Below are 23,481 nucleotides of genomic sequence, written 5' to 3'. Positions count from 1 at the left end.
TCGCCGCCGCGCCCAGCAGAGGCCGCGCCGCTACGCGAAGAAGTGCGTCAGGTATCGCTCCGCTCCCGGATCAACGACCGCAACGCCTTCTCGCCCCGCGCCCATGCGGGCGAGGCGCTGTAGGCAATCCGTGAAGGCGAGGTCGCCGAGATCTGGATTGAGGCCCATACGGATGGGTCGGGCGAGCGGGACATCGAGCGGGCGATCAGCCAGGCCTGGGCCGATGCGATGCGCGACCTGTTGATCACCGAGGGCGTCGCGCCGTCAAAGATCGTGCGAGCCACCGGCCATGGCGGGGACCGCCCCATGGAGATCGTCGAAGAGGGGACTGCTTCGCCAGTCAGCCAGCGCATCGAGATTCGCGTGGTCTATGCGCGGCCGGTGATCCGGTTTGTGGGGTATGCGGAGTAAGTCTGCGGGGCCGCGCCTTGCCGTGTCATCCCGGCCAGCGGGGAGCGCGTGAGCCGGGACTGTGTTGCGGGATGTACGGGAGAGAAGGTCCCGGATCGGCCTTTGGCCGTCCGGGATGACATGGGGTCTGGCAGCGGCCCTGGGGCTTAGATGGACGCCCGAAGCATCCAGGCGGTTTTTTCCGAGATCGTGGCGCGCTGGGTGAAGAGGTCGACGGAGACCGGGTCGCCGTTTCTCTCGGCGATGGTGATGCCATACTTCGCGGCGCGGCTGACGGCTTCATGGCCGGCGGCGAGGTTCTTCAGCATCGTCTCGGCGTCGGGCACGTCATTGTCCGGCTTGATCGTCGCCTTCGACATCATCTCACCGGAGGAGCCGGGCGCAAAATGCCCGAGCGCGCGGATACGCTCTGCGATCACGTCGAGCGCGGCCCAGAGCTCGGTATACTGCGTCATGAACATCGCGTGCAGCGAGTTGAAGCGTGGACCCGTGACGTTCCAGTGATAACCGTGGGTCTTCACATAGAGGGCATAGGTCTCTCCCAGCAGCGTCGTGAGTGCGTCGGCAGAGGATTTACGGGCTTCGTCGGACATTCCGATGTCAATGGACATGGCGGTCTCCTTTGTTTCCGGAATCGGGGCGTCGCCCCTTGCCTGCTGGCAGTTGGGGAAGCGGGCGCCCGTTTTCAAATCCGAAACGCGCGGGTGCGCTATTTGTTCCCTCTATGACAGGCCAGCGCAGAAGCGCTGAATGCGCAAGAGCGCTTCCTGGAGGGCGGCGTCGGAGGTCGCATACGAAATGCGGAATGTGCCCTGCAGGCCGAAGGCTTCGCCGAAGACGATGGCGACTTTCTCTGCCTCCAGCAACTCGGCCGCGAAGGTCTTGTCGTTGTCGATGAGCGTGCCAGAGGCCGTCTTCTTGCCGATCAGCCCCTCGCAGGACGGATAGACATAGAAGGCGCCTTCGGGATTCGGGCAAACAATGCCTGGGGCGGCGTTGAGGCCCTCGACCATCAGGTTGCGGCGGGCCTGGTAGGCCGCGCGGAACTTTGGCAGGAAGTCCTGCGGGCCGTTGAGCGCCTCGACGCTCGCCCACTGGCTGATGGAGCAAGGGTTGGACGTCGACTGGTCCATCACCTTGCGCATCGCGCCGATCAGCTTCTCCGGGCCGGCGGCATAGCCGATGCGCCAGCCGGTCATGGCATAGGCCTTGGACACGCCGTTCATGGTCAGGGTGCGGTCATAGAGTTCCGGCTCCACCTGGGCGATCGTCTTGTATTCGAAGCCGTCATAGACGAGGTGCTCGTACATGTCGTCTGTCAGCACCCAGACCTGCGGGTGGCGCAGCAGCACGGCGGCGAGGGCTTTCAGCTCCGCGCCGGTATAGGCCGCGCCGGTCGGGTTGGAGGGCGAGTTGAGAATCAGCCATTTGGTTTTAGGCGTGATCGCGGCCTCAAGGGCTTCGGGCGTCAGCTTGTAGGCTGTCTCCGCCTTGCAGATGACGGGGACAGGTGTGGCACCGCAGAGCAGCACCATTTCCGGATAGGACACCCAATAAGGCGCCGGGATGATCACTTCATCGCCGGGGTTCAAGGTGGCCACGAAGGCGTTGAACAGCACCGCTTTGCCGCCTGGCGAAACGTTCACCTGGGAGGGCTTGTAGCTGAGGCCGTTCTCGCGGGCGAATTTGGCGCAGATCGCCTCTTTCAGCTCCGGGATGCCGTCAGCGGGGGTGTATTTGGTCTTGCCCTCGCGCATCGCGCGGATGGCGGCTTCCTTGATGTTTTCCGGCGTGTCAAAGTCCGGCTCCCCGGCGCCGAGGCCGATCACGTCATGGCCGGCGCGTTTCAGCTCGTTCGCCTTGGTGGTGACCGCAATGGTCGCCGAGGGTTTCACGCGCTCGACGGCATCGGAGAGGCGGAGGTCAGCGGCCATGGGGAGGGTCCTTTTCGAAGGTGGGGCGGGCGCACGCTTAGCCAAGCGCAGCGGCAGGGGCAAGCAGGCAGGCTGCGCGCTGGTGGACGCGGACAAGGTGAACGCGCCGTTGCCGCCAGGGCAGAGTTTGCTGGGTGGCCTTTCACGGTGAAGCAATCGGTCAGGCGCAGATTCCCCAGCGTCACGGAGCAGTGCAGTCCCATTCCGGGACAGAAGGTGCGGGAGGCCGTGGAATGAGCGTGGATCAGTGGCAGCACAGAGCCCAGATCGCCCTTGCGGGCTTTGAGCGCGACCTGGAACGGCTTGCTGCCGACATCGCTGCGTTCGGCATGAGCCTCAGCCCGGTCGAGCAGGCGATGGTCGCGGGCATCGCACTGCTCATGATGTTCTATCTGGTGCTGCCGGCTGCCAGCGAAACGAGCCAGGGCAATGGCCGGGCCTTTACCGGGCTGCTGCTGATCATCGTCGCGACGGGCCTGAGCGCCAGCTGGCTGGTGTCAGGCCGTATCACGATCTGACCCGGCGGGCGGTGCAGGGGCGCTTTGCCCGGCTGAGGGCTTCCCTTATCTAAGGCGCATGAGCGAGTCGCCTGAAAATGCCGCCCCGGCCCGCGGGGTGGATGTCATCCGGGAGCATCTGAAACACCTGCCGCCGCGGCCGGGCGTCTATCGCATGTTCGGCGAGGCAGGCGAGGTGCTGTATGTCGGCAAGGCGCGCGACCTGAAGGCCCGGGTGTCGAACTATACGCGGATGGGCGGGCATACCCAGCGCATCGCAAGGATGATCTCGCTCACCCGGGCGATGGAGTTCGTGGTCACCGAAACGGAAACAGAGGCGCTGCTTCTGGAGGCCAGCCTCGTCAAATCGCTGAAGCCGCGTTTCAACGTGCTGCTGCGCGACGACAAATCCTTTCCCTACATCCTGATCCGCCGCAATCATCAGGCGCCGCAGATCAAGAAGTATCGCGGCAGCAAGCAGGATGAGGGCGATTATTTCGGACCCTTTGCCAGCGCCGGGGCAGTAATGCGCACGCTGGATACGCTGCAGAAGGCGTTCCTGCTGCGCACTTGCGAGGACAGTGTGTATTCGGCCCGCACGCGGCCCTGCATGTTGCACCAGATCAAGCGCTGCGCGGCGCCCTGCGTGGGGCTGATCTCGGTGGCAGATTACACCGCGCTCGCCGATGAAGCGGCGGACTTTCTGCGGGGTAAGGGCGCGGACCTGCAGAAACGCCTCGCCGCGGAAATGGAAGCCGCTGCCGAGGCGATGGAGTTCGAAACCGCCGCGCGCCTGCGCGACCGGATCCGTGCCATCGCCCATGTGCGTGCGACGCAGGACGTGAACCCCGACGGGATCGAAGAAGCGGATGTCTTTGCCATCGCGATGGAAGGCGGCGTGTCCTGTGTGCAGGTCTTCTTCATCCGCGCCGGGCAGAACTGGGGCGCCAGCGCGCACTTCCCCCGGCATGAGCGCGACCAGACAGCGGAGGAAATCCTCGCCGCCTTCCTGGTGCAGTTCTATGACAAGCGCCCGCCGCCGCGCCTGATCCTGACCAACGAAATGCCAGACCAGGCTGAGCTGATCGCCGAGGCGCTGGCGCTCAAGGCGGGCCGCAAGGTGGAGCTGCGCCGGCCGGAGCGGGGGGCAAAGCGCGATCTGCTGACCCAGGCCGAGCGCAATGCGAGCGAAGCGCTGACCCGCAAGCTGGCCGAGAGCGCAAGCCAGGAACGCCTGCTGGCCGAGGTGCAGAAGGTGTTCGACCTGCCCGCGCCGCCGGAGCGGATCGAAGTGTATGACAACTCCCATATCCAGGGCACGAACGCGGTGGGCGGCATGATCGTCGCCGGACCGGAGGGCTTCCGGAAGCAGGCCTATCGCAAGTTCAACATCAAGGACACCGATCAGACGCCGGGCGATGATTACGGCATGATGCGCGAAGTGATGCGCCGGCGCTTTGCGCGCGCACTGAAGGCACGCGAAGCAGGGGAGGCGGAGGACTGGCCGGACCTTGTGCTGATCGATGGCGGGCTGGGCCAGCTCAACGCGACCATCGAAACGCTGGCCGAACTCGGCCTGACGCCGGAGGATGTGACGCTGGTCTCCATCGCCAAGGGCGTGGAGCGCAATTCCGGGCGCGAGCAATTCTTCCGCCCCGGGCGCGCGCCCTTCCGCCTGCCGGAGAATGCGCCGGTGCTCTATTATCTCCAGCGGCTGCGCGATGAGGCCCATCGCTGGGCCATCGGCGCGCACCGGCAGAAACGGGCGGCGGAAGCGGCGCGCTCGCCGCTGGACGAGATCGAAGGCATCGGCCCGGCGCGGAAGAAGGCGCTGTTGCACCATTTCGGCTCGGCGCGCGGGGTTTCGCGGGCAAAGGTGGCGGATTTGATGGAGGTGGACGGAGTGAACGAGGCCCTGGCGATCCGTATCCACGGGCATTTCAATGGCGGGTGAGGGGTGCTTTTCGACCCCTCTCCCTTGGGAGAGGGGCAGGGGTGAGGGGGCGCAACGCCAGATACGTCGTGCTTCGGTGAGGTGTTGCACCCCCGCATCCCCAACCCCTTCTCCCTGAGGGAGAAGGGGCTTTTAGGCCTTACATCCCGCGCCCAGATCCCCTATATTCTCCAAGTCTTCGGACTATGGCGATAAACGCGCGTGTAATAAGCGGATCGGACCCGGGGGCGGTACCCGGCGGCTCCACCAAAAGGCGGCACTTGAGTGGCCGCTTCCTGATGGGGCCGAAACAGTGTCGACGGACGTGTAAAGACGAGGCTTTCGCTCGCTTGGGCTGCGTTAGAAGCCCAAAAGCAAATAGTTGCAAATGACAACTTTGCTGAAGGCGAACTGATGGCTGCGTAAGCGGCCGGATGTTTTCCGACTTAACTCCTCAGGTTTCAGACCCTGAGGCGGGGCCCGGTGGCGCCTGGCAACAGAAGCCACCACTTTCTCTCCCTCCCTCGTGTCATCGTTCCCAAGGGCCTCTTCTGGCCGGCATGAGACAATTCTGTCATCCTCGTGCTGTAGGGCGGGAGGTGAAGCGGCACATGGGAGAGCGGGCATGCACAAGACATTCACAGCGCTGGCAATGGCGGCCCTTCTGGGCGCTTGCGCAACCAGTTCGGTGGCTGAGGCCCAGAGTGAGCCGCGCGTGGCGCGGTTTGCGGCTGTCGGCGATACCGGCGCGATCCCCTCCTATGAGCGGCTGAAGCCCGGCGAGAAGCCGATGCGGACCTTGAGCGAATACCTCGCGGAGGAAGCCAAGGACTGGCTGAAGCGCAACCCGACAATGGATGGCTTCACGCCCACCCCCTGGGTGTTCGAGGGCACGATCGGCGGTTTTGTGAATGCCGGCGGGCTGTGGCCGGTGGCGTATGCGACCGAAGAGGCCTGTGAGATGTATGGCTGCGACTTCGCCGTAATGCTGGGAGACAATATCTATCCTGATGGCGCAACGCTGGGCGCCGACGGGATCAGCGATGCGCGCCGCTTCGAGGACATGCTGGACCGGCCTTATGGGAGCCTTGGGGCAGGCGTGGAGAACTTCTCCATCTATGCCATGCTGGGCAATCATGACTGGCGCGTCTCGCGCGAGGCAGCGTTTGCGCAGGTCGAGTATCTTGATCAGCACCCGAACTTCACGATGCCTGACCTTTACTACAAGGCAACGCCGCCGGGCTTTGAAGGCTTTGTCGAATTCTTCGTGGTGGATACCGAGATGCTGCTCGCCAGCAATAGGGTGTATAAGGACATTCTCGATGCCGATGGCCGCGAGATGCGCGATGAAACGCGTCTCGATACCTGGGGCCCGCATTTCCAGCCCGTGACGGAAGGCGAGCGCGATATGGTCGGCTGGCTGGAGCGGGAGCTGGCGGCATCGACTGCGCGCTGGAAGATCGTGATGGGCCATCATGCGCTCTGGTCGGGAGGTGGCTCAAAGTTTGAAAAGGCCCATACGCTGCGCGGGTTGCTGCTGCCCTCGATCTGCAAATATGCCGACGCCTATATTGCGGGCGATGAGCATACGCTGGAGGCGTATACGGATGATTGCTCTGCGGTGCTTGGCGCGCCGCGCAATCCTGTGCCGATGCTGGTCTCCGGAGCAGGCGGAAAATATCGCCCGCTGCATCCGGGCTTCATGCGCCACCAGAACGAAAACTATCCGCAGATGCGGAACGTCTGGTCGAAGGGCACGCTATGGGGCTTCATGCATATCGAACTCACCGAAGACGAGATGACGACGAAGATCATTTCCACCCCGGCGGACATGTCCGGCCGTCCCGTGATCGAAACCGTGCTGAGTTTCCCCCACCGCGAGGCTGGGCGCCCGCAGCGGCGCTGAGCCGGTTTCGTTTGTCTTCCTCGGTGTTCTGCCTATTCTCCCCGGCAGAACATCAGAGAGGGAGACATGACATGGCAAAACGAGGCGTGAGCCGCCGGCAGATGCTGGGCGGATCGGCAGCGGTTCTGGGCGCGATGGGCGGGGCGCCGCAGGCGCTCGGTGAGGTAAGCGAGCCGCTGGGCGCGCTGGGGCCGCTCGCCGGCAAGACGATCCTGATCACGGGCGCATCCTCCGGCTTCGGGCGGCTGGGCGCGGAGCATTATGCGCGGCTTGGGGCAACGGTTTTTGCCTCGATGCGGAACCTGCCGCGCCCGGAGGCGGCGGAGCTGGAGGCCCTCGCCGAGGCAGAGGGCCTTGCGATTGCGGTGGTCGAGATCGATGTCAATTCCGATGAAAGCGTGGCGCGCGGCGTGGCCTCGGTGCTGGAGCGGACCGGGGGCAATCTTGACGTGCTCATCAACAATGCCGGCATCGGCATCAGCGGGCCCATCGAAGTGCAGGACATGGAGGCGACGCAGCTTGCCTTTAACACCAATGTGTTCGGGCCGCACCGGATGGCGCGGGCCGTTCTGCCGGCCATGCGCGCGGCGCAGCGGGGGCAGATCTTCCAGATTTCCTCGCAGCTTGGCCGTGTGATCGCGCCAGGCTCGGGGCACTACTCGCCGACGAAATTTGCGCTGGAGGCGATGAGCGAGGCGATGGCGTATGAACTCGTGCCGCACGGTATCGAGGTGACGATCATCCAGCCGGGCGGATACCCGACTGAAATCTGGCGCAACCGCAATGCGCTGACGGGCGCGCTGCGCGACCGCACGCCGCCGGAGCTGCTGGCGGCCTATCCGCAGCTGACCGCCGGCATGGGCGAGGGCGGCGGCGGGGGTACGACTGACCCGATGGATATTCCCAATGCCATCGCCGAGATCATTGCCATGCCGCGCGGCACACGCCCGCTTCGCCGGGCGGTGCATCCGGGCAACCGTCCGCAGCTCGGCATCAACGAGGCGAGCGACAAGGCGCAGCTGGCGATGCTGGGCAATTCGCCCTTCGGGCCGTGGGTGAAAGATGTGCTGGAGCGCTGAGCGCTCCAGCTATCCGGCGGGCGGGCTCAGTCGAGGCCGAGCACGTCCTTCAGGAACATCGTCTCGGCTTCGCGCTGGAATTCGCGGTTGGCCTTGCGGCGGAAGCCGTGGCCTTCATCCATCGCCATCAGGAACCATGCCTTGATGCTGTTCTGCTTGACGGCTTCAAGGATCTGCTCTGCTTCCGTGTACGGAACACGCGGGTCGTTATAGCCGTGGATGATGAAGATCGGCTTGTTGATCCGGTCTGCATTGCGAAGGGGCGAAATCTCATCGAAGAAGGCGGCGATTTCCGGGTCTCGCTCATCGCCATACTCGGCGCGGCGGAGATCCCGGCGATAGCCCTCGGTGTTCTCGAGGAAGGTCTTGAAGTCCGAGATGCCGACAATGTTGATGCCGCCGGCCAGCCGGTCGCCATAATCGATCATCGAAGCGAGCACCATGTATCCGCCATAGGAGCCGCCATAAACGATGACCCGGCTGGCATCGAGGTCCGGCTGGGTCTCGATCCAGTCGAGCAGGGCGCCGATATCCTCGACCGAGCGCTTACGGTTCAGGCCATTGTCGAGCGACACATAGGTCTTTCCGTATCCGGATGATCCACGCACATTCGGCACAGCTACAGCGAGGCCAAGTTCGGTGGCCCAATACTGGAAGACGGAGCTGAAGCCTGGCCGCGCCTGCGCTTCCGGCCCGCCATGGATCGAGATTATCACAGGGTGCGGGCCTTCCCCGGCGGGGCGGTAGATGAAGGCTGGAATGTCCATTCCGTCCGCATTCGGATAACTGAACAGGGAAGGCTCGATGAACGTGTCCGGATTGATCCCGCCGGTTTCGGCTTCTGTCCAGCGCGTGAGGTTCAGCGTCGCAATGTCGAAGGACCATGCGTCCGCCGGGCTGGTCGCAGCATTGAAGGTAAAGCCGACATGGCTGCCGGTGGGCGAGAAGGTGAGGCCCGAAGCGATCCCGACGGGCAGGGTCGGCCCGGGGCGGACATGTCCGGCGGCGACATCCAGCAGGCGGATCGTGCCGAGGCCGCCTTCATTGACCGTGAAGGCCACGGTGTTGCCATCGGGCGAGAGCGTCCAGCCGGACACGTCCCAGCCGATATCGGCGGTGTAATTGGTGACCGTGCCATCCGGCGCGATGCGCACGAGGTTGGTGAACTCGTCTTCCTTGTCCGTCGCCGTCAGGATCGACCCATCCGCCAGCAGCTCCGCGCCGGAATAGGCGACCTGCACGCCGGGATTGATCTCGGTCAGCTCGCCGGAGGCGACATCGAGCTTGAACAGCTGGCTCTCTGCAATCGAGATATAGCGCTGCAGTAGCAGCGTCTGGCCATCTCTGGACCAGCCGACTGGCCCGATGGCGCCTTCGCCTTCGAGGGCAACGCGCGTGCTCTGCCGGTCGGCCGGGTTGCCGATGATGATGTCATTGTTCGGGTCCCCCGGATTTGTCCGCGCCCAGGCTGCAACGCTGCCGTCCGGCGACCAGAGCGCGGCGCCATTGCGGGTGCCAGGTTCTGTGAAGGCGTTGATGCGTCCGGTGGCAAGGTCAAACCGGTAGCCCTGGTAGTATTCGTCGCCGCCCCGGTCGCGGGCGAACAGGAAAGATCCACCAGCCGGGCTCGCGCTTGCGCCGTTCACCGGCTCGGCAAAGAAGGTCAGCTGGCGCCGCGCGCCGCCGGGGGTGCGCACTTCGTGGATCTGGTTGACATCACCGAAGCGGGTCGCGATCAGGATGCCGCCCTCACCGGTCCAGTCCTGGAAGGAATGGCCGCGCACATTCTCGAAGGCCGCCATCCGGTCGGAAATCTCCTGCGGAATAGCCGGAATGCCTTCAATCACAAGGTTGCCGCGCGTGATCCGCTCCTGGGCGGGGGCTGCCGTTACGGCAACGGGTTCAACAGCCGCAGGCGCGGTGGCCGTGGCGCAGGCGGACAGGACGAGGGCTAGCGCCGCTGAGGACAGAAAGCGCAGCGAAGGGCGGGTCATGGAACTCTCCCGGTCTGGAAATGGAACATGACGGTCTGTTTAGGGCGGTTTGGCGCTGCGTCACGTGATTTCGGACATTTCCGCTTCACATGACCGATACAATCGGGGTCTAAGGCGGCACTGGAACGGGTTACAGAAAGAGGAGGCAGCTCATGCAGTGCTTGAAGAGGCTTGGAGCCGGACTGCTCGCCCTCGGCTGGCTCGCCGCCTGCTCGCATGGTGTGCCGGACATCGCTCCGGATGCCCAGATCGAAGCAGCCGCCACGCCGGCTGTGGAGCCGGGCAATGTGCTGATGATCGGCCTCGACGGGCTGCACCCCGACATGGTGGCGCGCTGGAATGCGCCGAACCTGCAGGCGCTTGCCGCACGCGGGGTTAAGGCAGAAGCGATGCACCCGGTGATGCCGAGCGTTACCTTTGTGAATTTCTACTCCATCGCCACCGGGCTTTATCCCGAACATCATGGCATGGTCGCGAACTATCCCTATGACGCCGAAGCCGATGAAATCTTCGACCGCGCGAGCGGGCCGACCGAGAGCCGCTGGTGGCAGGGCGAGCCGATCTGGATTACCGCCGAGAAGCAGGGCCTGCCGACCTCGATCATGTTCTGGCTCGGCTCGGAGACGACACATGACGGCCTGCGGCCCACGCGTTGGACGCCCTATGAGCATGACAAGCCCTATCAGGACCGGGTTGATGAGGTTCTGGCCTGGTACGATGCCCCGGAAGGCGAGCGGCCGCGCTTCGCTGCCGTCTATTTCGACCGCGTGGACACTGCCGGGCATTATTTCGGGCCGGAAGCTGCCGAGACCGAGGCGGCGGTCGAGGAGGTCGACGGCTATGTCGGCCAGCTGGTGGCGGGCCTCGAGGCGCGCGGGCTGCTGGAGACGACAAGCATCATCGTTGTGGCCGATCACGGCATGGCGGCGATCGACACTTCGAAGACCATCGATGTCGGCCAGTTCATTGACCATACCGCGCTGAAAGTGCCGCAATTTGCCGGCGCGTTCGGCGGCTCGGCGCACCCCTTCCTGCAGATCTATGGCGAAGGCCCCGCGCTGGAGGCCGCGTACGAAGACCTGAAGGAATTCCACCCCAACATCCATGTCTGGCGGCGCGGCGAGATGCCGGCACATTTCCGGTTCGATCATCCCACAAGGGGGCCGGACCTGTTTGTGCTGGCCGACCCGCCCTATACCGTGCGCTCCGCCAATGTCGGCGGCTGGCGCCCGCCGATCCCCGGCTTCCACGGCTATGACAATTTGCATCCGCTTATGGAGGCGACTTTCATTGGCGCCGGTCCGATCTTCCCTGAAGGGCAGGTGGCCGCCCCGTTCGAGAATGTGAACGTCTACCTCATGATCGCCTGCGCCCTCGGCATCACGCCGGCAGAGACGGACGGCGATCCGGCCGTCGTCGCGCGGGTGACCGGCGGGCGGTGCGGGGCAGGCGCCCCATAACGGAGCGCCTAGCGGCCGATGCGGTCCATCTCGTTGCTGATGATCTCAACGAGTTCGGGATGCTGTTCGTGGATGCGCAGGAAGCTGGTCATGATCCGGCCATAGGTCTCGGAAATCGCCTGCCCGTGCGAGCCGTAGATTTGCATGGCTTTCAGCGGCGACATGTCGCCCTGGCCAAGCTCGTCGTTCATGCCCTCCAGTGCGGTTGAAGCAGACCGGATTTTGGCAGCGGCAGCGCGCGCACTTGATTCGTCCTTTACCGAGTCCAGCGCGTCAGCGATTGTCGTCAGCTCCTTGAGGTAGGCTTGGCCGATCTGGCTGCCGGAGGAGCTGCGGGTGATGTCCTTGGCATCGGTGCCGCCCTGGCCGCAGGCGGTGATGCTGGCGAGGCTGATGAAGGCTGCTGCGAGGATGGATGATTTCATGAATGACCCCTTGGTATCAGGCGAAGTGTCCCCAGTTGCGGCGATAGGATCACGGCGAGCGCCTCCTTGCAACTAGGGCGCGCTCAGCTGTAGCGCGCCTCGGCTTTTGGGGCGGTGACGCCCGCCTTCACATCCGTGAGCGCCGCCGCGAGGTCGCGGAGATAGTCGTCCGCCACTTCGGCATGTTTGGGCGAGAGCATCAGGTGCAGGCTCGGCGGCTCGGCGCTGATCGAGGTGAACCAGCCGCGCGCCCGCATCGCGCTGTAGAGGGCGAGCGTATCGGCGTCAGGATGGCGGAAGGCGAGGAGGCCGAGCAGGGGATTGCCGAGCACTTCGAAACCGAGCGCCGTGACGCCGGCCTCGATCTTCTCCCGCGTGGCGCAGACGAGACCCTGCTTCTGGCGGTAGCCATCGATGCCCAGTACATTCATCACCGCCCAGGCCGCAGAAATGGCGCCGCCGGGGCGCGTGCCGGCCAGTGTCGGTGTCTTCATCGGCGCGCCGGACCAGTCGCGCATCGAGAAGGGCATATGCTTGTAGAGCGCTTCAGAGCGGAACAGCACGGTCGAGGCGCCCTTGGCGCAATAGCCATATTTGTGCAGGTCCGCGCTCATCGAACATACGGCCGGCACCGCAAAGTCAAAGTCCGGCACGGGCACCCCGTTCATCCGCGCGAAGGGCGCGAAATATCCCCCGACGCAGGCATCGACATGCAGCCACACGTCTTTGGCGGCGGCGACCTCGCCGAGGGCGGCGATGGGGTCAATGATGCCATGGGGAAATTGCGGGGCAGAGCCCACCATCATGATCGTCGCATCATCAATCGCGGCGGCCATCGCGGCGGGGTCGGCCTCATAGCTGCCATCCTCCTTCAGCGGAACGCGGCGCACCTCGATGTCCATCAGGTGCGCGGCCTTGTCGAAGGCGAGGTGGGCAGAGCGGGCGAGGACGATGTTCTGGCCTTCCCGGGGCTTGCCGCAGGCGCGGGCAAAGTCGCGCGCAGCCTTCATCGCCATGGTGATCGAATCAGTTCCGCCGGAAGTCATCGCCCCGGCCGCGCCCTGCGGTGCCTGCAGCAGGCCGAGCGCCATCGCGATGACCTCTTTCTCCATCCGGGCGAGCGAGGGGAAGGCCAGCGGGCCAAGTCCGTTTTCCGCCATGAACAGCCCATACGCTTCACGTTGAACCGCATGGATGTCCTCACCCGCATGGAAGACATAGACCGCCGTCTTTCCGTCGCGCCACGCGACATCTCCGGCGCCGCGGGCGATCATTTCGCGTTGCACATCCGGCCAGGGCCGGCCTGTTTCAGGCATCTGCATGGGCGTTCCCCTCAATTTTCTGTGGAAAGTCTAGGGGCTGTCCCGCCCGCTGGCCAGCCCTCGCCGGAGGGGGCATCATGGCGCCATTCAGAGCGAGGCGAATTATTTTCCTCGCCCATTGTGCGAAGCCCGTTGCGGGGTTACGGGCACCGGCTTAGTCTCGATCTCGGGGAAGAAAACAAGGGAACAGGGCGCACAGCATGACGGATTATATCGGCTATGAAGCGCTCTCGCAGGCCGCCATGCGGGGTTTGGTGCGTGAAGCGCTGCGGCGCGCCAAAGCGAGCGGTGGGCTGCCGGGGGATCATCACTATTACATCTCATTCCGCACCCGGGCGCCGGGCGTGAAGATTGCCGAACATCTCGTGCAGCGCTTCCCGGAAGAAATGACCATCGTCATCCAGCACCAGTTCTGGGATCTGGAAGTGCATGACGGGCATTTCGAAGTGGTCCTGAAGTTTTCCGGCGTGCCGCAACACCTGTCTATTCCGCTGGCCGCGATCACACGCTTTGTCGATCCGTCGGTGAATTTCGGCATCGCGTTCGAGGTCAAGGGCAAGGAAGCCGGCGTCATCGCGCCCGCTCCGCTGACCGAGGCGCCCCCCGCCGAAGAAAAGGTACCGGGCGAAACGGTCGTCAATCTCGACGCCTACCGGCGCAAATAAGCGCAGGCTGGTCCGTTGAGCGCCGAAGAGAAGCCCCGCGTCTCCGACGAAGAGATGCTGGCGCGGTTCCAGAATTCCAAGAAACGCCCGCCCTGTTCCGATACGCTGGGTATGCGCCTCGTCGCCCTCTCACAGGATGAGCAATGGGTGCGGATGGAGTTTGATGTCTCGCCGGCCTTCGCCAATCCAACCGGCGCGGTGCAGGGTGGCTTCATCGCTGCGATGATGGATGAGGCGATGTCGACGGCGGTGATCATCGCCTCCAACGTGACGATGACGGCGCCGACCCTGGAAATGAAGACGAGCTATCTGAAACGCCTGATGCCCGGCAAGGCCAGCGTCGTGGCGCGCATCCTTAGGATGGGCAAATCCGCCGCCTTCATGGAAGCAGATTGCTTCGACGCAGAGGGCGAACTGATCGCCCGCGCCACGGCCACCGCTATCCCGATGGCGTTCAAGCGGCTTTAGCGCTGCATATCGGGGAACTCATCCTGAGCTCAAACATCCGCTTGCAGTGTCTGCCCCAACGATACGGGGCGCGCTTGCCGGAGAAATCGGCTATGGTCGTGCCATAACATATGCCTCCGGGGAGGAGACCATGGCTGACGATCCCAAGGCGCCTGCGGGTGTCATCAATTCCATCATCGAACTCTCCGCTTTCAATCCGGCCGCGCGGGACAACCCTCATCCGATGCTGAAGGCGCTTCGCGAGACGTGTCCTGTCTTTCGCGATGAGGCGGCGAAGGTCTGGTTCCTCTCGCGCTACACCGATATCCGTGAGACGGTGAATGATCGCAGCTTCGTGCGCCATCCATCGAAGGCGGAAGCCGGCTCGCTCTCGGCGCGGTTCGTCGAGGAGGATACGGGCACGGGCCGTGAGCGGCGGCCCAGCATTCTCTTCCTTGATGATCCCGACCATGCCCGCATCCGCCAGCCCCTCGCCAAGGCTTTCTATGCGCGCATCAACCGGATGCGTCCTGAAATCGAAGCAATGATTGACGCCATCATCGACGCTGCGCCCGCCAGCGGGCCGTTCGACCTGATGGAGAAAATTGCGGTGCCCGTGCCTGTGCTGGTCATTGCGCGCATCCTGGGGGTGGACGAGGCGCGCCTCGCCGATTTCCGTCAGTGGTCAGAAGATGTGATCCTCGGCCTCAATCCCGTTCGCACGCCGGAGGAAGACGCGGCCCTGCTGCACGGCGCCACCGCGCTCGACGCATACTTCGCAGAGCTGATGGCCGCCCGCCGCGCCGCGCCGGAAGACGATCTCGTTTCCGACATGGTGGCGCTGCACGCCTCGGGCGAGGCAGTGATGGAGGACCAGGAGCTCTGCACCAATCTGCAGGCCCTGCTGGTCGGCGGGAACCTGACGACCACGGATCTTATCGGCAACGGTATCTGGCTGTTCCTGACCCATCCCGATCAGCTCGCAGCCTTGAAGGCCCATCCCGAACTCGCCGCGCAGGCGGTGGAAGAAGTGCTCCGCTATGAGGCGCCGGTCTCTGTCACATCGCGCATCGTGGCGGAGGACCGCGAGGTTGCCGGCTGCCCGATGAAGCAGGGTCAGCCGGTCTGGATGTCGCTCGCCGGCGCCAACCGCGATCCGGGCGTGTTCGAGGCACCCGAAGCCTTTGACATCACGCAGAAACGCGCAAGCCATATCGCCTTCGGCGGCGGCCCGCACATCTGCATCGGCGCGCCGCTCGCACGGATCGAGGCGCGGCATGTGTATCTGAAAGTGCTCGAACGCTGGCCGGAGCTGAAGCTCGCGGGCGATGAGATCGTGTGGCGGACGCTGCCATTCTTTCGCGGGATCGAGCGGCTGGTGGTGGAGGGGTAGGGCGTCCCCCTTCCGTCTGCTTCGCAGACACCTCCCCCGCAAGCGGGGGAGGAAGCTGCAGCGCTACTTGATCCTCCCCCGCTTGCGGGGGAGGTGCCCCGAAGGGGCGGAGGGGGTAGTGTCTCAATCCCCCATCGCCTCCGCCCGCATCCAGATCCCGTCCCGCTCGGCGCTGCGCCGCTCCACCAGCAGGCGGGCGACCTGGTGGTCATCCTCGAAGACGTTGCCCGTGAGGGAATCGAGCAGCGCTTTTGCCAGGTTATCAAGGTCCATCCACGGCGCCTCGCCAAGATGTTCCATCACGATGTGTACGGAATAATCCCCATAGCCGGGCCGCAGGCGCGGGAAGTCCTTGCGGAAGAACTCCTTCAGCAGCGTCTTGTAATACTTCGTCTGCGTCGTGAGGCCGGTGCACGCGACTTCCAGAGCGCCATCGTCAGTGATGCGCGCGCGGACTTTGCCGTTTTGTATCCAGTCTGAAACCATCTCGCGATTAGGCACATGGCATAGGAAGCGGCAAGTGAGGTTCTTGCTGGGGTCGCGTATGGGCTTGAAGGCCCCGGAGCAGGGGGCTGCACCGCGCGGTGGTCCGGACTCTCGCCTCAGGAGCGCCGCCCGTGGCCAAGATCCCCACTCCTGCCGAGTGTGGCACCTTCGGCCCCATTGAGGCCGGGGCCGACAAGTATTCGGGCGCTCCGGCGCAGCGCTCGCTGGGAAATTTCAGCATTTGCTGTGTGTAGCAGCCCGCCCCGGGGAAAATGTGTCCGGTGAGGGTCATACCCCTGTCGTCGCCGCCACAGAAACCTTCGGGTATGGGTCTACCTTCCCGCGCGAGGCCTTCGTTCAGGCAGTCGTCTCTGAGTTTGACATCAAAGCCTTCGACGAACCCGATCCGCTGCATCTTCCCGGAACCTCGCGGCGGCCTCTGCGTTGGTCTCATGCAATGCGCCATCCCGGCCATGCGACAGCAGACAGGGAGGCTCCTCATGAGCAAGTCAGACATATCCGGTAACTCCAGGACGCAGGCGGATATCGCCCGGCGCGCGCTGGAGATGAAGCAGAAGGCGGAGCGGGGCGCCGTGCCGCATCATCCGGGGTCCGAGACGCCCGGTGAAGGGCAGATCCAGGACGTGCGCCCGGATGAGCCGCCAATGGGGGCGCTGAATGCCGAGGGCCACCGCCCGGTGCTCGAGCGCAGCCGGAAGGTGCGCTGATGGATATCCAGTTCAATACCGGTAACAAGGTGGACGGCGATGCGCGCATGGGCGCGCATGTCGAGGCGCGGCTGCGCGAGCGGCTGGCGCGGTTCGAGCGGCGGCTGTCGCGCATTGAGGTGCATATCCGCGATACCGATGGCACGCGGCGCGAAGGGCCTGACGGCATCGAGGCCACGATCGAGGCACGCCCGAAAAGCGGGGACCCGATCGCGGTGACCGAGCGCCGGGAGAGCCCGGAGGCGGCCTTCAGCGCAGCGGTGCAGACGCTGGTGGCGCGAATGGATGCGGTATTCGGCAAGTCAGACCGCTTGCGGCCGTAGGGTATGGGTGCAAGGGGCCCGGCGCTGATGCCTGGGCATCGGCGCTCTGAATTTGATCTCCCGGATCATATTCTTCCGCTACGCGAAACCGAAGCCCGGTGGTGCCACCTGAGAGAATTGAACTCTCGACCTCATCATTACCAATGATGCGCTCTACCCCTGAGCTAAGGCGGCATTGCCGGTTGGGTTCCGGGGCTTTAGCGTAAGCCTGCCATGATGAAAAGACCGTTTTGCCGCTGGATATGACACAGAAGCCGCCGACCCCGGAACAGCTCGAACGCGAGGCCCGCCGGGCCGAGGCGCTGCGCGCGAACCTGCGCCGGCGCAAGGCCGCGACCCGCAAGCCCCCCGCCGGGGCGGCGCCGGAAGGGGAGAAGCCCGATGAGTGAGATTGCCGTGCCCGCGTCCCGGCGGCGCCTGTCCAGCCGGCTGGGGCGCCTCGCAGCCTGGGGGCTGATGATGGGGGTGCTGGCCGCCTGCGCCAGCCGGCCGATGGGGGCGCCGGGCGACCCGGCCTTCCTGCGCGGCCTTGTCGATGGGCTGCTGGCGCCGATCAGCTTCGTGATCAGCCTGTTCAGCGAGGAGGTGCGGATGTACGCCTTCCCGAATGTCGGGCGATGGTATGATTTCGGCTTCCTGATCGGCATTTCCTGCTGGGGCGGCGGGGCAGCAGCGTCCAAATAGCATTTCCGCCCACAATCGCGCCCTTACAAAGCCGCGAAGCGCGCTATAGATGCGCGCCATGGATCGTCTTCACATCACTGGCGGCACGCCTCTTCACGGCCGCATTCCCGTCTCCGGAGCCAAGAACTCCGCCCTGAAACTCATGGTCGCCTGCCTGCTGACGGATCAGCCGGTGGAGCTGACGAACATGCCGAACCTGGCGGATACGCGCTTCCTGGCGCAGCTGCTCGAGACGCTTGGCGTGGAGGTCTACTGGCCCAAGGGCTCGTCGACCTGCCATCTCAATGCAGCGGAGCTGAAATCCACCATCGCGCCCTATGAGCAGGTGCGGAAGATGCGGGCGAGCTTCAATGTGCTGGGGCCGCTGGTGGCACGCTCGGGGCATGCGACCGTGTCGCTTCCGGGCGGCTGCGCGATTGGCGCCCGGCCTGTGGACCTGCACCTGCAGGCGCTCGAAGCCATGGGCGCGGACCTGCGGGTCGAGCAGGGTTATGTGAAAGCCGCAGCCATCCACGGGCTTAAGGGCGCGCATATAAATTTCTCGACGGTGTCTGTTGGCGCGACGGAGCACGCGATGCTGGCCGCGACACTGGCAAAGGGCGAGACGATCCTCGAGAACGCCGCGCGCGAGCCGGAGATCGAGGACCTGGCGCAATGCCTGAACAGCATGGGCGCGCAGGTGACGGGCGCCGGCACGCCGGTGATTCGCATCAAGGGCGCCGAGGCTCTCAAAGGCACGGTCTATCCGGTCATGCCCGACCGGATCGAGGCGGGCACGTTTGCGATGGCGGCTGCGGCCGCTGGCGGGGATGTGACACTGGACGGCGCGCCGGTCGCGGCGCTTGGCGCGCTGATCTCGAAACTGCGCGAAGCCGGCGTGACGGTGGACGGCGACGAGGCGGCCTCGACGCTGCGCATCCGGCGCAATGGTTCGGCGCTGAAGGCGGTGAGCCTGTCGACGCAGCCGCATCCGGGCTTTCCGACCGACCTGCAGGCGCAGTTCATGGCGCTGGTCTCGCTGGCCGAGGGCACGAGCATCATCCGCGAGACGATCTTCGAGAACCGGTTCATGCACGCGCCGGAACTCTCGCGGCTGGGCGCGGACATTACCGTGCGCGGGCAGGAAGCGGTGGTGAAGGGCGTGAAACAGCTGACCGGCGCGCCGGTGATGGCGACGGACCTGCGCGCCTCGGTCTCCCTGGTGATTGCGGGCCTGGCGGCGGAGGGAGAGACGGTGGTGAACCGGATCTACCATCTCGACCGGGGCTTCGAGCGGCTGGAAGAGAAGCTCGGCGCGTGCGGCGCGAAGATCGTGCGGCGCTCGGGCGAGGAAGAGTAGGATTCGAGGCCCCTCACCCCCAACCTCCTCTCCCCGCGAGTGGGGCGAGAAGGCCTCAAGACCCTCATCTTTCCGTTGAGCAAAGCCGCCGAATACGGCATTGAGCCGATTGAAGTATCCTGCTCCCGAAGGACGATCATGACAGACCCCAAACCGCTGCGCCTGTTCACGGAAGAGGCGGAGGACCTGAAGATCATTGCGGCTGCCGTGCAGGATGCGGTCGTGAAAGCGGGCAACCTGAAATATGAGCAGAAGAAGCGCCGCTTCGGGCTGGAGCTCAACCGTTACCGCTGGGAGAGCGCGCCGACGCGCAAGGGCGAGCCCGGACAGCGGGTGCGCGCGCTACTGGCGTTTGACGGCGTGATGGGTGTGCGCACGCGCGGCATCACCAAGGTGGACCCGGAGTTGATCCTGTCACTTCTGAGCATCGACTTCACGCCGGACGCCGAACCGCCGGGTGGGCAGGTCACGCTGCTGTTTGCCGGTGATGGCGAGATCGTGCTGACGGTCGAGGCGCTCGATGCTTCGCTGATCGACAGCGATTATGTCTGGCCGACGCGCCACATGCCAAGCCATGAGCGGCGCCGGCGTTAGGGCGCAAAAGAAGCGGGGCGTTGCGGCCCCGCTCTCTCACTCTCAGAAATTCAGGCGGACGCCGACGCCGAAGTATCGGCCCGGATTGCCGCGGGCGCCGTCGGCGCCGCGGTGGACTATGGCGCGCTCGTCGAAGAGATTTTCGACCTTGGTGTAGATCTCGGCAGTGTCCGTGATGTTGTAGGACGCCGACAGGTCCATCGTGAGCAGGCTTTCCGTGCGCAGATAGGTGGCATCTACGCCTGCGCGATCGCAGGTGGTCGTGGTGCAGGTCGCGTCGGTATAGTTCAGCGCGGCATAGACATCCCAGCCGGACTTATGCTCGAGGCCGACCTGGATGACGCCGGTGTGTGGCGGGGTGTAGTCCAGCGTGTCGCCGGCGAGGACGCCCCCGGCGGTGTCGGCTGCGCGGGTGTATTCACCGTCCGTATACGTATAGGAAAGGCGCGCAGGGACCGTGAAGCCGTTGCCTTCAAACAGGGTGGCGAAGGCGCCGAGTTCGAGGCCGTAGACTTCCTTCGCGCCGCTTTGCAGGGTTGAGCCATCAACGATCCCGCCAGGGCAGGGATTGGCGACGAGGCAGAGGCGCAGGGCGTTGTCATAGTCGCTGAGGAAGGCGATGGCATCTATGCCGAGGCTGCCTTTGCGATAGCGCACACCGGCTTCCCAGTTGACGCTTTCCTCACCCTTCGTGCCCTCGGCGGCGCTGGAGCCGGGAGGGGCGAAGCCTTCATAGACGCCGGCGAGCAGGGTCCAGTTTGCATCGACCGCATAATTCACGCCAAGGCCGACGGAGGTCTTGGTCAGGCTGTTGCGCGGGGTGGGGTTCAGCACATTGCCGACAGTTTTGATGTCTTCATACCGGATGACCGGCAGGAAGCTCCAGCTGCCATAGGAGATGCGGTCGCCGAGCCAGATTGACCAGGCTTCGGCCTCGCCCTTGTTGATGTTCGGGCCGGTGACGCTGGAGAAGACAAGGCTGCCATTGACCTGCTGGTAGATTTCGTTTCCGGCGGCCGCGACATTGCGGGTCTCGTCCTCATGGCGGCGGATGCCGAAGGTGAGGTTGTGGGTCAGCGGGCCGGTCGTGAATTCGCCCTCGAGCTGCGTCTGGATGCCTTGCGAGGTGAATTCCTGGAAGTTGTTGCCATAACGCACGCCATTGGCATGGGTGGTGTCCAGCGTACCGTCGAGGATGCCTTGCAGCAGCGCAGCATTGGGCGCGCCGGTGTTGATCGCTGTCGTGATGCTGCCGATGGCAACACCGTTGATCTGGTTCAGACGGCGATAGTGACGGCGGGTGTCGGTCCAGTAGGCGGTGGATTTCAGGGCCCAGCTGTCGGTGAGTTCAAATTCGTGATGCAGGCCGAAGCCGGTACGTCCACGGTTCATCCGTTCAAGTTCGGAGAGGCCGTAGCGGCGGTCCGGGTTCGCTTTGAAATCGGCATCCGTCAGGCCGAGATAGGACACGTCATGGGACTCGTCATTTTGCTGGGCCTTGAATTCGAGCCGCTGGCGCTCGCCCGCCCATTGCAGGCGCAGGACATAGTCTTCGATATTGTTGCCGGCGGTGCGGTTGGTGCGGTCGATCTTCTGAAAGCCGTCGGTTGAGCCCTGATAGGTTTCGATCAGGAAGCTGAACGGGCCGGCGCTGTCGCCATACCAGGCATGCAGGCGGCGCGTATTGTTGTCGCCGATCTCGGCGCGCAGGAAGCCTTCGCGCTCCTCCGGGATGGCGGTGGCGAGCAGGTTGACGACACCGGTGACGTTCTGCGGGCCGTAGAGGAGCGTTTCCGGGCCTTTCAGCACTTCAACGCTGCGCATGCGGGAGATGTTCGGGAAGTAATAGGCCGAGGTGTTGGCATAGGGCGCCATGGCAGCGGGCACGCCATCCTCGAGCACCAGGATCCGGTCGCTGCGGCCGGAGGAGGAGGCGCGGATGCCGATGCGCGGGAAGGCGCCGAGACCGTCTTCCTCGCGGACGTACACGCCTGGCACCGAGCGCAGGATGGAGTTCACATTGGCGGATTCAAACTTCTGCAGCTCGCGCTCGGTCAGCGTATAGGCCGAGCCATAGGTCGATTGCGGATCCTCGATATTGCCGATGACGGTGACGGTATCGAGCACGCGGACGGCGCGCTCGGCCTCATCCGGCGTTTCGCTGAGGGCGGGCTGTGTCAGGGTCAGCAGGGCAGCGCTCGTCAGCAGGCTGGCGCGCTGGAGGGCCTGCTTCCGGTTCGGCGTTCCGCAGAAAGTGTTCACGTGTGGCGTCCTTTGAAATGGCCGGCCCGAAACGAGCCTCAGATTTGTCACGGACCCCTCTAGCTGCACATGATTATGCAAATCAATCGCAGATGTGTCGCAGCTATGATTTTCATTCGCAAAATGTGCCGGGCGGACACAGTTGAGGAAAGGCACGCCCTGCGCTCGCAAGTCGGGAGAGCGCTTGGCCTGCTGCCGGGCCTCGCTGCCTTTCCCTGCAGCCACCGTCCCTGTCTTGTCAGAGGCAGGCCGCCGGTCCATGTAGCGGGGTTCTTGAACTGGCTCCGGAACCTGCCGCGCATGGCCCGCACTTTTGACGCTTCTCAACCCGGCTTCGAGGACACGCTGTTGCGGTTCCTCGAGGAAGACCGTGGGCAGGGCGAGGATGTCGCGGCGGTCGTGCAGGGCATCATCGCGGATGTGCGCGCACGCGGCGCGGCGGCGGTGGCGGAGTACACGGCGAAGTTTGACCGGCTGGAGTTGGACCCGGCGACGCTGCAATCCGATGCGGTAGACCTGAAGGCGCTTGCGGCGGCGTGCCCGGCTGACCTGCGTGAGGCGATTGATTTCGCGCATGACCGGATTGCCGCCTATCATGCGGCGCAGCGCCCGGCCGATCACCGGTTTACCGATTCGGCAGGCGTGGAGCTTGGCTGGCGCTGGACGGCGCTTGATTCGGTCGGCGTCTATGTGCCGGGCGGGCGGGCGAGCTATCCGTCCTCCGTGCTGATGAATGTCGTGCCGGCGGTGATTGCGGGCGTTGAGCGGATCGTGATGGTTGCGCCGGCGCCCGGCGGCGAGCTGGCACCGGCTGTGGCCTATGCCGCGCTGAAGGCGGGGGTGAGCGAATTCTACCCCATCGGCGGGGCGCAGGCGGTGGCGGCGCTGGCCTATGGGGCCGGGCCTGTGCGGCCGGTGGACAAGATCGTCGGGCCGGGCAACGCCTTTGTGGCCGAGGCCAAGCGGCAGGTGTTCGGCAAGGTCGGCATCGACACGATTGCCGGTCCGTCGGAAATCCTCGTGATTGCGGACCATACGGCCAATCCCGACTGGGTGGCGGCGGACCTGCTGTCGCAGGCCGAGCATGACCCGTCGAGCCAGTCTATCCTGATCACGCTGGACAAGGCGCTCGGGGCGGCTGTTGAGAAGGCTGTGGAAATCCAGTTGATTTCGCTGGCGACCGGCGCGCGGGCGCGGGAGTCGTGGGAGGCGCACGGCGCCATCATCCATGCGCCGGATGCCGAGCGGGCGGCGGCGGCGGCGAACATCATTGCGGCCGAGCATGTGGAGCTGTGCATTGCCGAGCCCGACACGATGCTGCCGATGATCCGCCATGCGGGCGCGGTGTTCCTCGGTCATCACACGCCTGAGGCACTCGGCGACTATGTGACAGGCTCTAACCATGTGCTGCCGACCAGCCGGGCGGCGCGGTTCTCCTCCGGCCTCGGGCTTTATGACTTCCTGAAGCGCATGAGCATCCAGCGGGCGGGTCCCGACGGGCTGAAGGCGCTGGCCCCGGCGGCGCTGCGCCTGGCTGAGGCCGAGCGGCTGCCGGCGCATGGGCGGTCAGTCTCCATCCGCACGAATTCCGGCGGATAG

The 23,481-nt window shown here is 64.8% G+C and carries 23 protein-coding genes, 1 tRNA gene and 1 other RNA gene; 17 read left to right on the top strand and 8 right to left on the bottom strand.

Annotation, left to right across the window (positions count from 1 at the left end; genetic code table 11):
* Nucleotides 1-126 precede the first annotated feature (126 nt).
* Entirely contained in the window at nucleotides 127-411 is a 285-nt protein-coding gene (locus tag ACK4SV_RS10015; RefSeq protein WP_409917687.1) for an OmpA family protein, read from the top strand.
* 146 nt (nucleotides 412-557) lie between these two features.
* Here the strand turns inward: ACK4SV_RS10015 and ACK4SV_RS10010 are convergent, their stop codons facing one another.
* Both ACK4SV_RS10010 and ACK4SV_RS10005 read right to left on the bottom strand, forming a co-directional pair.
* A complete protein-coding gene (locus ACK4SV_RS10010; RefSeq protein ID WP_409917685.1) occupies nucleotides 558-1,022 on the bottom strand; it encodes a Dps family protein in 465 nt (154 codons plus the stop codon).
* Nucleotides 1,023-1,133: 111 nt separating this feature from the next.
* Nucleotides 1,134-2,345 (bottom strand): pyridoxal phosphate-dependent aminotransferase, encoded by a 1,212-nt coding sequence (locus ACK4SV_RS10005; protein WP_409917684.1) that lies wholly within the window; start codon nucleotides 2,343-2,345, stop codon nucleotides 1,134-1,136.
* 233 nt (nucleotides 2,346-2,578) lie between these two features.
* Between ACK4SV_RS10005 and ACK4SV_RS10000 the strand changes: the two genes are divergently transcribed.
* The 5 genes from ACK4SV_RS10000 to ACK4SV_RS09980 all read left to right on the top strand — a co-directional run bounded on the left by ACK4SV_RS10000 (nucleotide 2,579) and on the right by ACK4SV_RS09980 (nucleotide 7,760).
* Nucleotides 2,579-2,863, top strand: coding sequence for a hypothetical protein (locus tag ACK4SV_RS10000; RefSeq protein WP_409917683.1), 285 nt, complete (start codon nucleotides 2,579-2,581; stop codon nucleotides 2,861-2,863).
* A 58-nt stretch (nucleotides 2,864-2,921) separates the two neighbouring features.
* The gene (gene uvrC / locus ACK4SV_RS09995; RefSeq protein WP_409917682.1) at nucleotides 2,922-4,796 is read left to right on the top strand and encodes an excinuclease ABC subunit UvrC; all 1,875 of its coding nucleotides are present in this window, start codon (nucleotides 2,922-2,924) and stop codon (nucleotides 4,794-4,796) included.
* Between the two features lie 135 nt (nucleotides 4,797-4,931).
* Nucleotides 4,932-5,286: a transfer-messenger RNA gene (ssrA, locus tag ACK4SV_RS09990) on the top strand.
* Between the two features lie 114 nt (nucleotides 5,287-5,400).
* Complete coding sequence (locus ACK4SV_RS09985) at nucleotides 5,401-6,681, top strand: metallophosphoesterase (protein ID WP_409917681.1); 1,281 nt, start codon at nucleotides 5,401-5,403, stop codon at nucleotides 6,679-6,681.
* Nucleotides 6,682-6,752: 71 nt separating this feature from the next.
* The gene (locus ACK4SV_RS09980; RefSeq protein WP_409917680.1) at nucleotides 6,753-7,760 is read left to right on the top strand and encodes an SDR family oxidoreductase; all 1,008 of its coding nucleotides are present in this window, start codon (nucleotides 6,753-6,755) and stop codon (nucleotides 7,758-7,760) included.
* Nucleotides 7,761-7,786: 26 nt separating this feature from the next.
* Here ACK4SV_RS09980 and ACK4SV_RS09975 read toward each other — a convergent pair whose 3' ends face one another.
* On the bottom strand, nucleotides 7,787-9,754 hold the full coding sequence (locus tag ACK4SV_RS09975; RefSeq protein WP_409917679.1) for a S9 family peptidase: 1,968 nt from the start codon (nucleotides 9,752-9,754) through the stop codon (nucleotides 7,787-7,789).
* A 152-nt stretch (nucleotides 9,755-9,906) separates the two neighbouring features.
* Here ACK4SV_RS09975 and ACK4SV_RS09970 point away from each other — a divergent pair, with 152 nt between their 5' ends.
* Complete coding sequence (locus tag ACK4SV_RS09970) at nucleotides 9,907-11,214, top strand: ectonucleotide pyrophosphatase/phosphodiesterase (RefSeq protein WP_409917678.1); 1,308 nt, start codon at nucleotides 9,907-9,909, stop codon at nucleotides 11,212-11,214.
* Between the two features lie 8 nt (nucleotides 11,215-11,222).
* Here ACK4SV_RS09970 and ACK4SV_RS09965 read toward each other — a convergent pair whose 3' ends face one another.
* A complete protein-coding gene (locus ACK4SV_RS09965) occupies nucleotides 11,223-11,639 on the bottom strand; it encodes a hypothetical protein (RefSeq protein WP_409917677.1) in 417 nt (138 codons plus the stop codon).
* Between the two features lie 83 nt (nucleotides 11,640-11,722).
* Nucleotides 11,723-12,961, bottom strand: a complete 1,239-nt coding sequence (locus ACK4SV_RS09960; protein WP_409917676.1) for a pyridoxal phosphate-dependent decarboxylase family protein — start codon at nucleotides 12,959-12,961, stop codon at nucleotides 11,723-11,725.
* Between the two features lie 200 nt (nucleotides 12,962-13,161).
* Between ACK4SV_RS09960 and ACK4SV_RS09955 the strand changes: the two genes are divergently transcribed.
* The 3 genes from ACK4SV_RS09955 (at nucleotide 13,162) to ACK4SV_RS09945 (ending at nucleotide 15,466) form a co-directional block, all read left to right on the top strand.
* Nucleotides 13,162-13,626: an SspB family protein gene (locus ACK4SV_RS09955; protein WP_409917675.1), complete on the top strand. Its 465-nt coding sequence runs from the start codon at nucleotides 13,162-13,164 to the stop codon at nucleotides 13,624-13,626.
* Between the two features lie 15 nt (nucleotides 13,627-13,641).
* Nucleotides 13,642-14,094: a PaaI family thioesterase gene (locus ACK4SV_RS09950; RefSeq protein WP_409917674.1), complete on the top strand. Its 453-nt coding sequence runs from the start codon at nucleotides 13,642-13,644 to the stop codon at nucleotides 14,092-14,094.
* A gap of 130 nt (nucleotides 14,095-14,224) precedes the next feature.
* Entirely contained in the window at nucleotides 14,225-15,466 is a 1,242-nt protein-coding gene (locus tag ACK4SV_RS09945) for a cytochrome P450 (RefSeq protein ID WP_409917673.1), read from the top strand.
* A 123-nt stretch (nucleotides 15,467-15,589) separates the two neighbouring features.
* On the opposite strand, the gene ACK4SV_RS09940 is transcribed toward ACK4SV_RS09945, so the two are convergent.
* The gene (locus ACK4SV_RS09940) at nucleotides 15,590-15,952 is read right to left on the bottom strand and encodes a RusA family crossover junction endodeoxyribonuclease (RefSeq protein ID WP_409917672.1); all 363 of its coding nucleotides are present in this window, start codon (nucleotides 15,950-15,952) and stop codon (nucleotides 15,590-15,592) included.
* Nucleotides 15,953-16,452: 500 nt separating this feature from the next.
* Between ACK4SV_RS09940 and ACK4SV_RS09935 the strand changes: the two genes are divergently transcribed.
* Together ACK4SV_RS09935 and ACK4SV_RS09930 are read left to right on the top strand one after the other, a co-directional pair.
* Nucleotides 16,453-16,680, top strand: coding sequence for a hypothetical protein (locus tag ACK4SV_RS09935; protein ID WP_409917671.1), 228 nt, complete (start codon nucleotides 16,453-16,455; stop codon nucleotides 16,678-16,680).
* Nucleotides 16,680-17,003, top strand: a complete 324-nt coding sequence (locus ACK4SV_RS09930) for an HPF/RaiA family ribosome-associated protein (protein WP_409917670.1) — start codon at nucleotides 16,680-16,682, stop codon at nucleotides 17,001-17,003. Before ACK4SV_RS09935 ends, ACK4SV_RS09930 begins: the two co-directional genes overlap by 1 nt.
* 99 nt (nucleotides 17,004-17,102) lie before the next feature.
* Here ACK4SV_RS09930 and ACK4SV_RS09925 read toward each other — a convergent pair.
* Nucleotides 17,103-17,177 (bottom strand) — tRNA-Thr (locus ACK4SV_RS09925).
* Between the two features lie 68 nt (nucleotides 17,178-17,245).
* Here ACK4SV_RS09925 and ACK4SV_RS09920 point away from each other — a divergent pair.
* The 4 genes from ACK4SV_RS09920 to ACK4SV_RS09905 all read left to right on the top strand — a co-directional run bounded on the left by ACK4SV_RS09920 (nucleotide 17,246) and on the right by ACK4SV_RS09905 (nucleotide 19,620).
* Nucleotides 17,246-17,392, top strand: coding sequence for a hypothetical protein (locus ACK4SV_RS09920; RefSeq protein ID WP_409917669.1), 147 nt, complete (start codon nucleotides 17,246-17,248; stop codon nucleotides 17,390-17,392).
* The gene (locus ACK4SV_RS09915) at nucleotides 17,385-17,687 is read left to right on the top strand and encodes a hypothetical protein (RefSeq protein ID WP_409917668.1); all 303 of its coding nucleotides are present in this window, start codon (nucleotides 17,385-17,387) and stop codon (nucleotides 17,685-17,687) included. The genes ACK4SV_RS09920 and ACK4SV_RS09915 overlap by 8 nt, the downstream gene beginning before the upstream one ends.
* Before the next feature lie 58 nt (nucleotides 17,688-17,745).
* Complete coding sequence (gene murA, locus ACK4SV_RS09910) at nucleotides 17,746-19,026, top strand: UDP-N-acetylglucosamine 1-carboxyvinyltransferase (protein ID WP_409917667.1); 1,281 nt, start codon at nucleotides 17,746-17,748, stop codon at nucleotides 19,024-19,026.
* Nucleotides 19,027-19,164: 138 nt separating this feature from the next.
* A complete protein-coding gene (locus ACK4SV_RS09905; RefSeq protein WP_409917666.1) occupies nucleotides 19,165-19,620 on the top strand; it encodes a DUF2948 family protein in 456 nt (151 codons plus the stop codon).
* Between the two features lie 42 nt (nucleotides 19,621-19,662).
* Here the strand turns inward: ACK4SV_RS09905 and ACK4SV_RS09900 are convergent, their stop codons facing one another.
* Nucleotides 19,663-21,882 carry a TonB-dependent receptor family protein gene (locus ACK4SV_RS09900; protein ID WP_409917665.1) on the bottom strand — a complete coding sequence of 740 codons (2,220 nt, stop codon included), beginning with the start codon at nucleotides 21,880-21,882 and terminating at the stop codon, nucleotides 19,663-19,665.
* Between the two features lie 300 nt (nucleotides 21,883-22,182).
* Between ACK4SV_RS09900 and hisD the strand changes: the two genes are divergently transcribed.
* Nucleotides 22,183-23,481, top strand: coding sequence for a histidinol dehydrogenase (gene hisD / locus ACK4SV_RS09895; protein WP_409917664.1), 1,299 nt, complete (start codon nucleotides 22,183-22,185; stop codon nucleotides 23,479-23,481).

Origin of the sequence: Hyphomonas sp., from assembly GCF_046313735.1 — a bacterium.
Lineage (GTDB): Bacteria > Pseudomonadota > Alphaproteobacteria > Caulobacterales > Hyphomonadaceae > Hyphomonas.
The sequence above is the reverse complement of the archived record's forward strand: the minus strand, read 5'-3'. Positions and strand labels throughout refer to the sequence as shown.

What these genes read in the sequence shown, in the direction of transcription:
- ACK4SV_RS09945 (WP_409917673.1), top strand. Translation starts at nt 14,225, where the DNA reads ATGGCTGACGATCCCAAGGCGCCTGCGGGTGTCATCAATTCCATCATC.
- ACK4SV_RS09915 (WP_409917668.1), top strand. Translation starts at nt 17,385, where the DNA reads ATGAGTGAGATTGCCGTGCCCGCGTCCCGGCGGCGCCTGTCCAGCCGG.
- ACK4SV_RS10000 (WP_409917683.1), top strand. Translation starts at nt 2,579, where the DNA reads ATGAGCGTGGATCAGTGGCAGCACAGAGCCCAGATCGCCCTTGCGGGC.
- ACK4SV_RS10010 (WP_409917685.1), bottom strand. Translation starts at nt 1,022, where the DNA reads ATGTCCATTGACATCGGAATGTCCGACGAAGCCCGTAAATCCTCTGCC.
- murA (WP_409917667.1), top strand. Translation starts at nt 17,746, where the DNA reads ATGGATCGTCTTCACATCACTGGCGGCACGCCTCTTCACGGCCGCATT.
- uvrC (WP_409917682.1), top strand. Translation starts at nt 2,922, where the DNA reads ATGAGCGAGTCGCCTGAAAATGCCGCCCCGGCCCGCGGGGTGGATGTC.
- ACK4SV_RS09930 (WP_409917670.1), top strand. Translation starts at nt 16,680, where the DNA reads ATGGATATCCAGTTCAATACCGGTAACAAGGTGGACGGCGATGCGCGC.
- ACK4SV_RS09905 (WP_409917666.1), top strand. Translation starts at nt 19,165, where the DNA reads ATGACAGACCCCAAACCGCTGCGCCTGTTCACGGAAGAGGCGGAGGAC.
- ACK4SV_RS09980 (WP_409917680.1), top strand. Translation starts at nt 6,753, where the DNA reads ATGGCAAAACGAGGCGTGAGCCGCCGGCAGATGCTGGGCGGATCGGCA.
- hisD (WP_409917664.1), top strand. Translation starts at nt 22,183, where the DNA reads ATGGCCCGCACTTTTGACGCTTCTCAACCCGGCTTCGAGGACACGCTG.
- ACK4SV_RS09955 (WP_409917675.1), top strand. Translation starts at nt 13,162, where the DNA reads ATGACGGATTATATCGGCTATGAAGCGCTCTCGCAGGCCGCCATGCGG.
- ACK4SV_RS09960 (WP_409917676.1), bottom strand. Translation starts at nt 12,961, where the DNA reads ATGCAGATGCCTGAAACAGGCCGGCCCTGGCCGGATGTGCAACGCGAA.
- ACK4SV_RS09975 (WP_409917679.1), bottom strand. Translation starts at nt 9,754, where the DNA reads ATGACCCGCCCTTCGCTGCGCTTTCTGTCCTCAGCGGCGCTAGCCCTC.
- ACK4SV_RS09985 (WP_409917681.1), top strand. Translation starts at nt 5,401, where the DNA reads ATGCACAAGACATTCACAGCGCTGGCAATGGCGGCCCTTCTGGGCGCT.
- ACK4SV_RS09920 (WP_409917669.1), top strand. Translation starts at nt 17,246, where the DNA reads ATGACACAGAAGCCGCCGACCCCGGAACAGCTCGAACGCGAGGCCCGC.
- ACK4SV_RS09935 (WP_409917671.1), top strand. Translation starts at nt 16,453, where the DNA reads ATGAGCAAGTCAGACATATCCGGTAACTCCAGGACGCAGGCGGATATC.
- ACK4SV_RS09965 (WP_409917677.1), bottom strand. Translation starts at nt 11,639, where the DNA reads ATGAAATCATCCATCCTCGCAGCAGCCTTCATCAGCCTCGCCAGCATC.
- ACK4SV_RS09970 (WP_409917678.1), top strand. Translation starts at nt 9,907, where the DNA reads ATGCAGTGCTTGAAGAGGCTTGGAGCCGGACTGCTCGCCCTCGGCTGG.
- ACK4SV_RS09940 (WP_409917672.1), bottom strand. Translation starts at nt 15,952, where the DNA reads ATGGTTTCAGACTGGATACAAAACGGCAAAGTCCGCGCGCGCATCACT.
- ACK4SV_RS10005 (WP_409917684.1), bottom strand. Translation starts at nt 2,345, where the DNA reads ATGGCCGCTGACCTCCGCCTCTCCGATGCCGTCGAGCGCGTGAAACCC.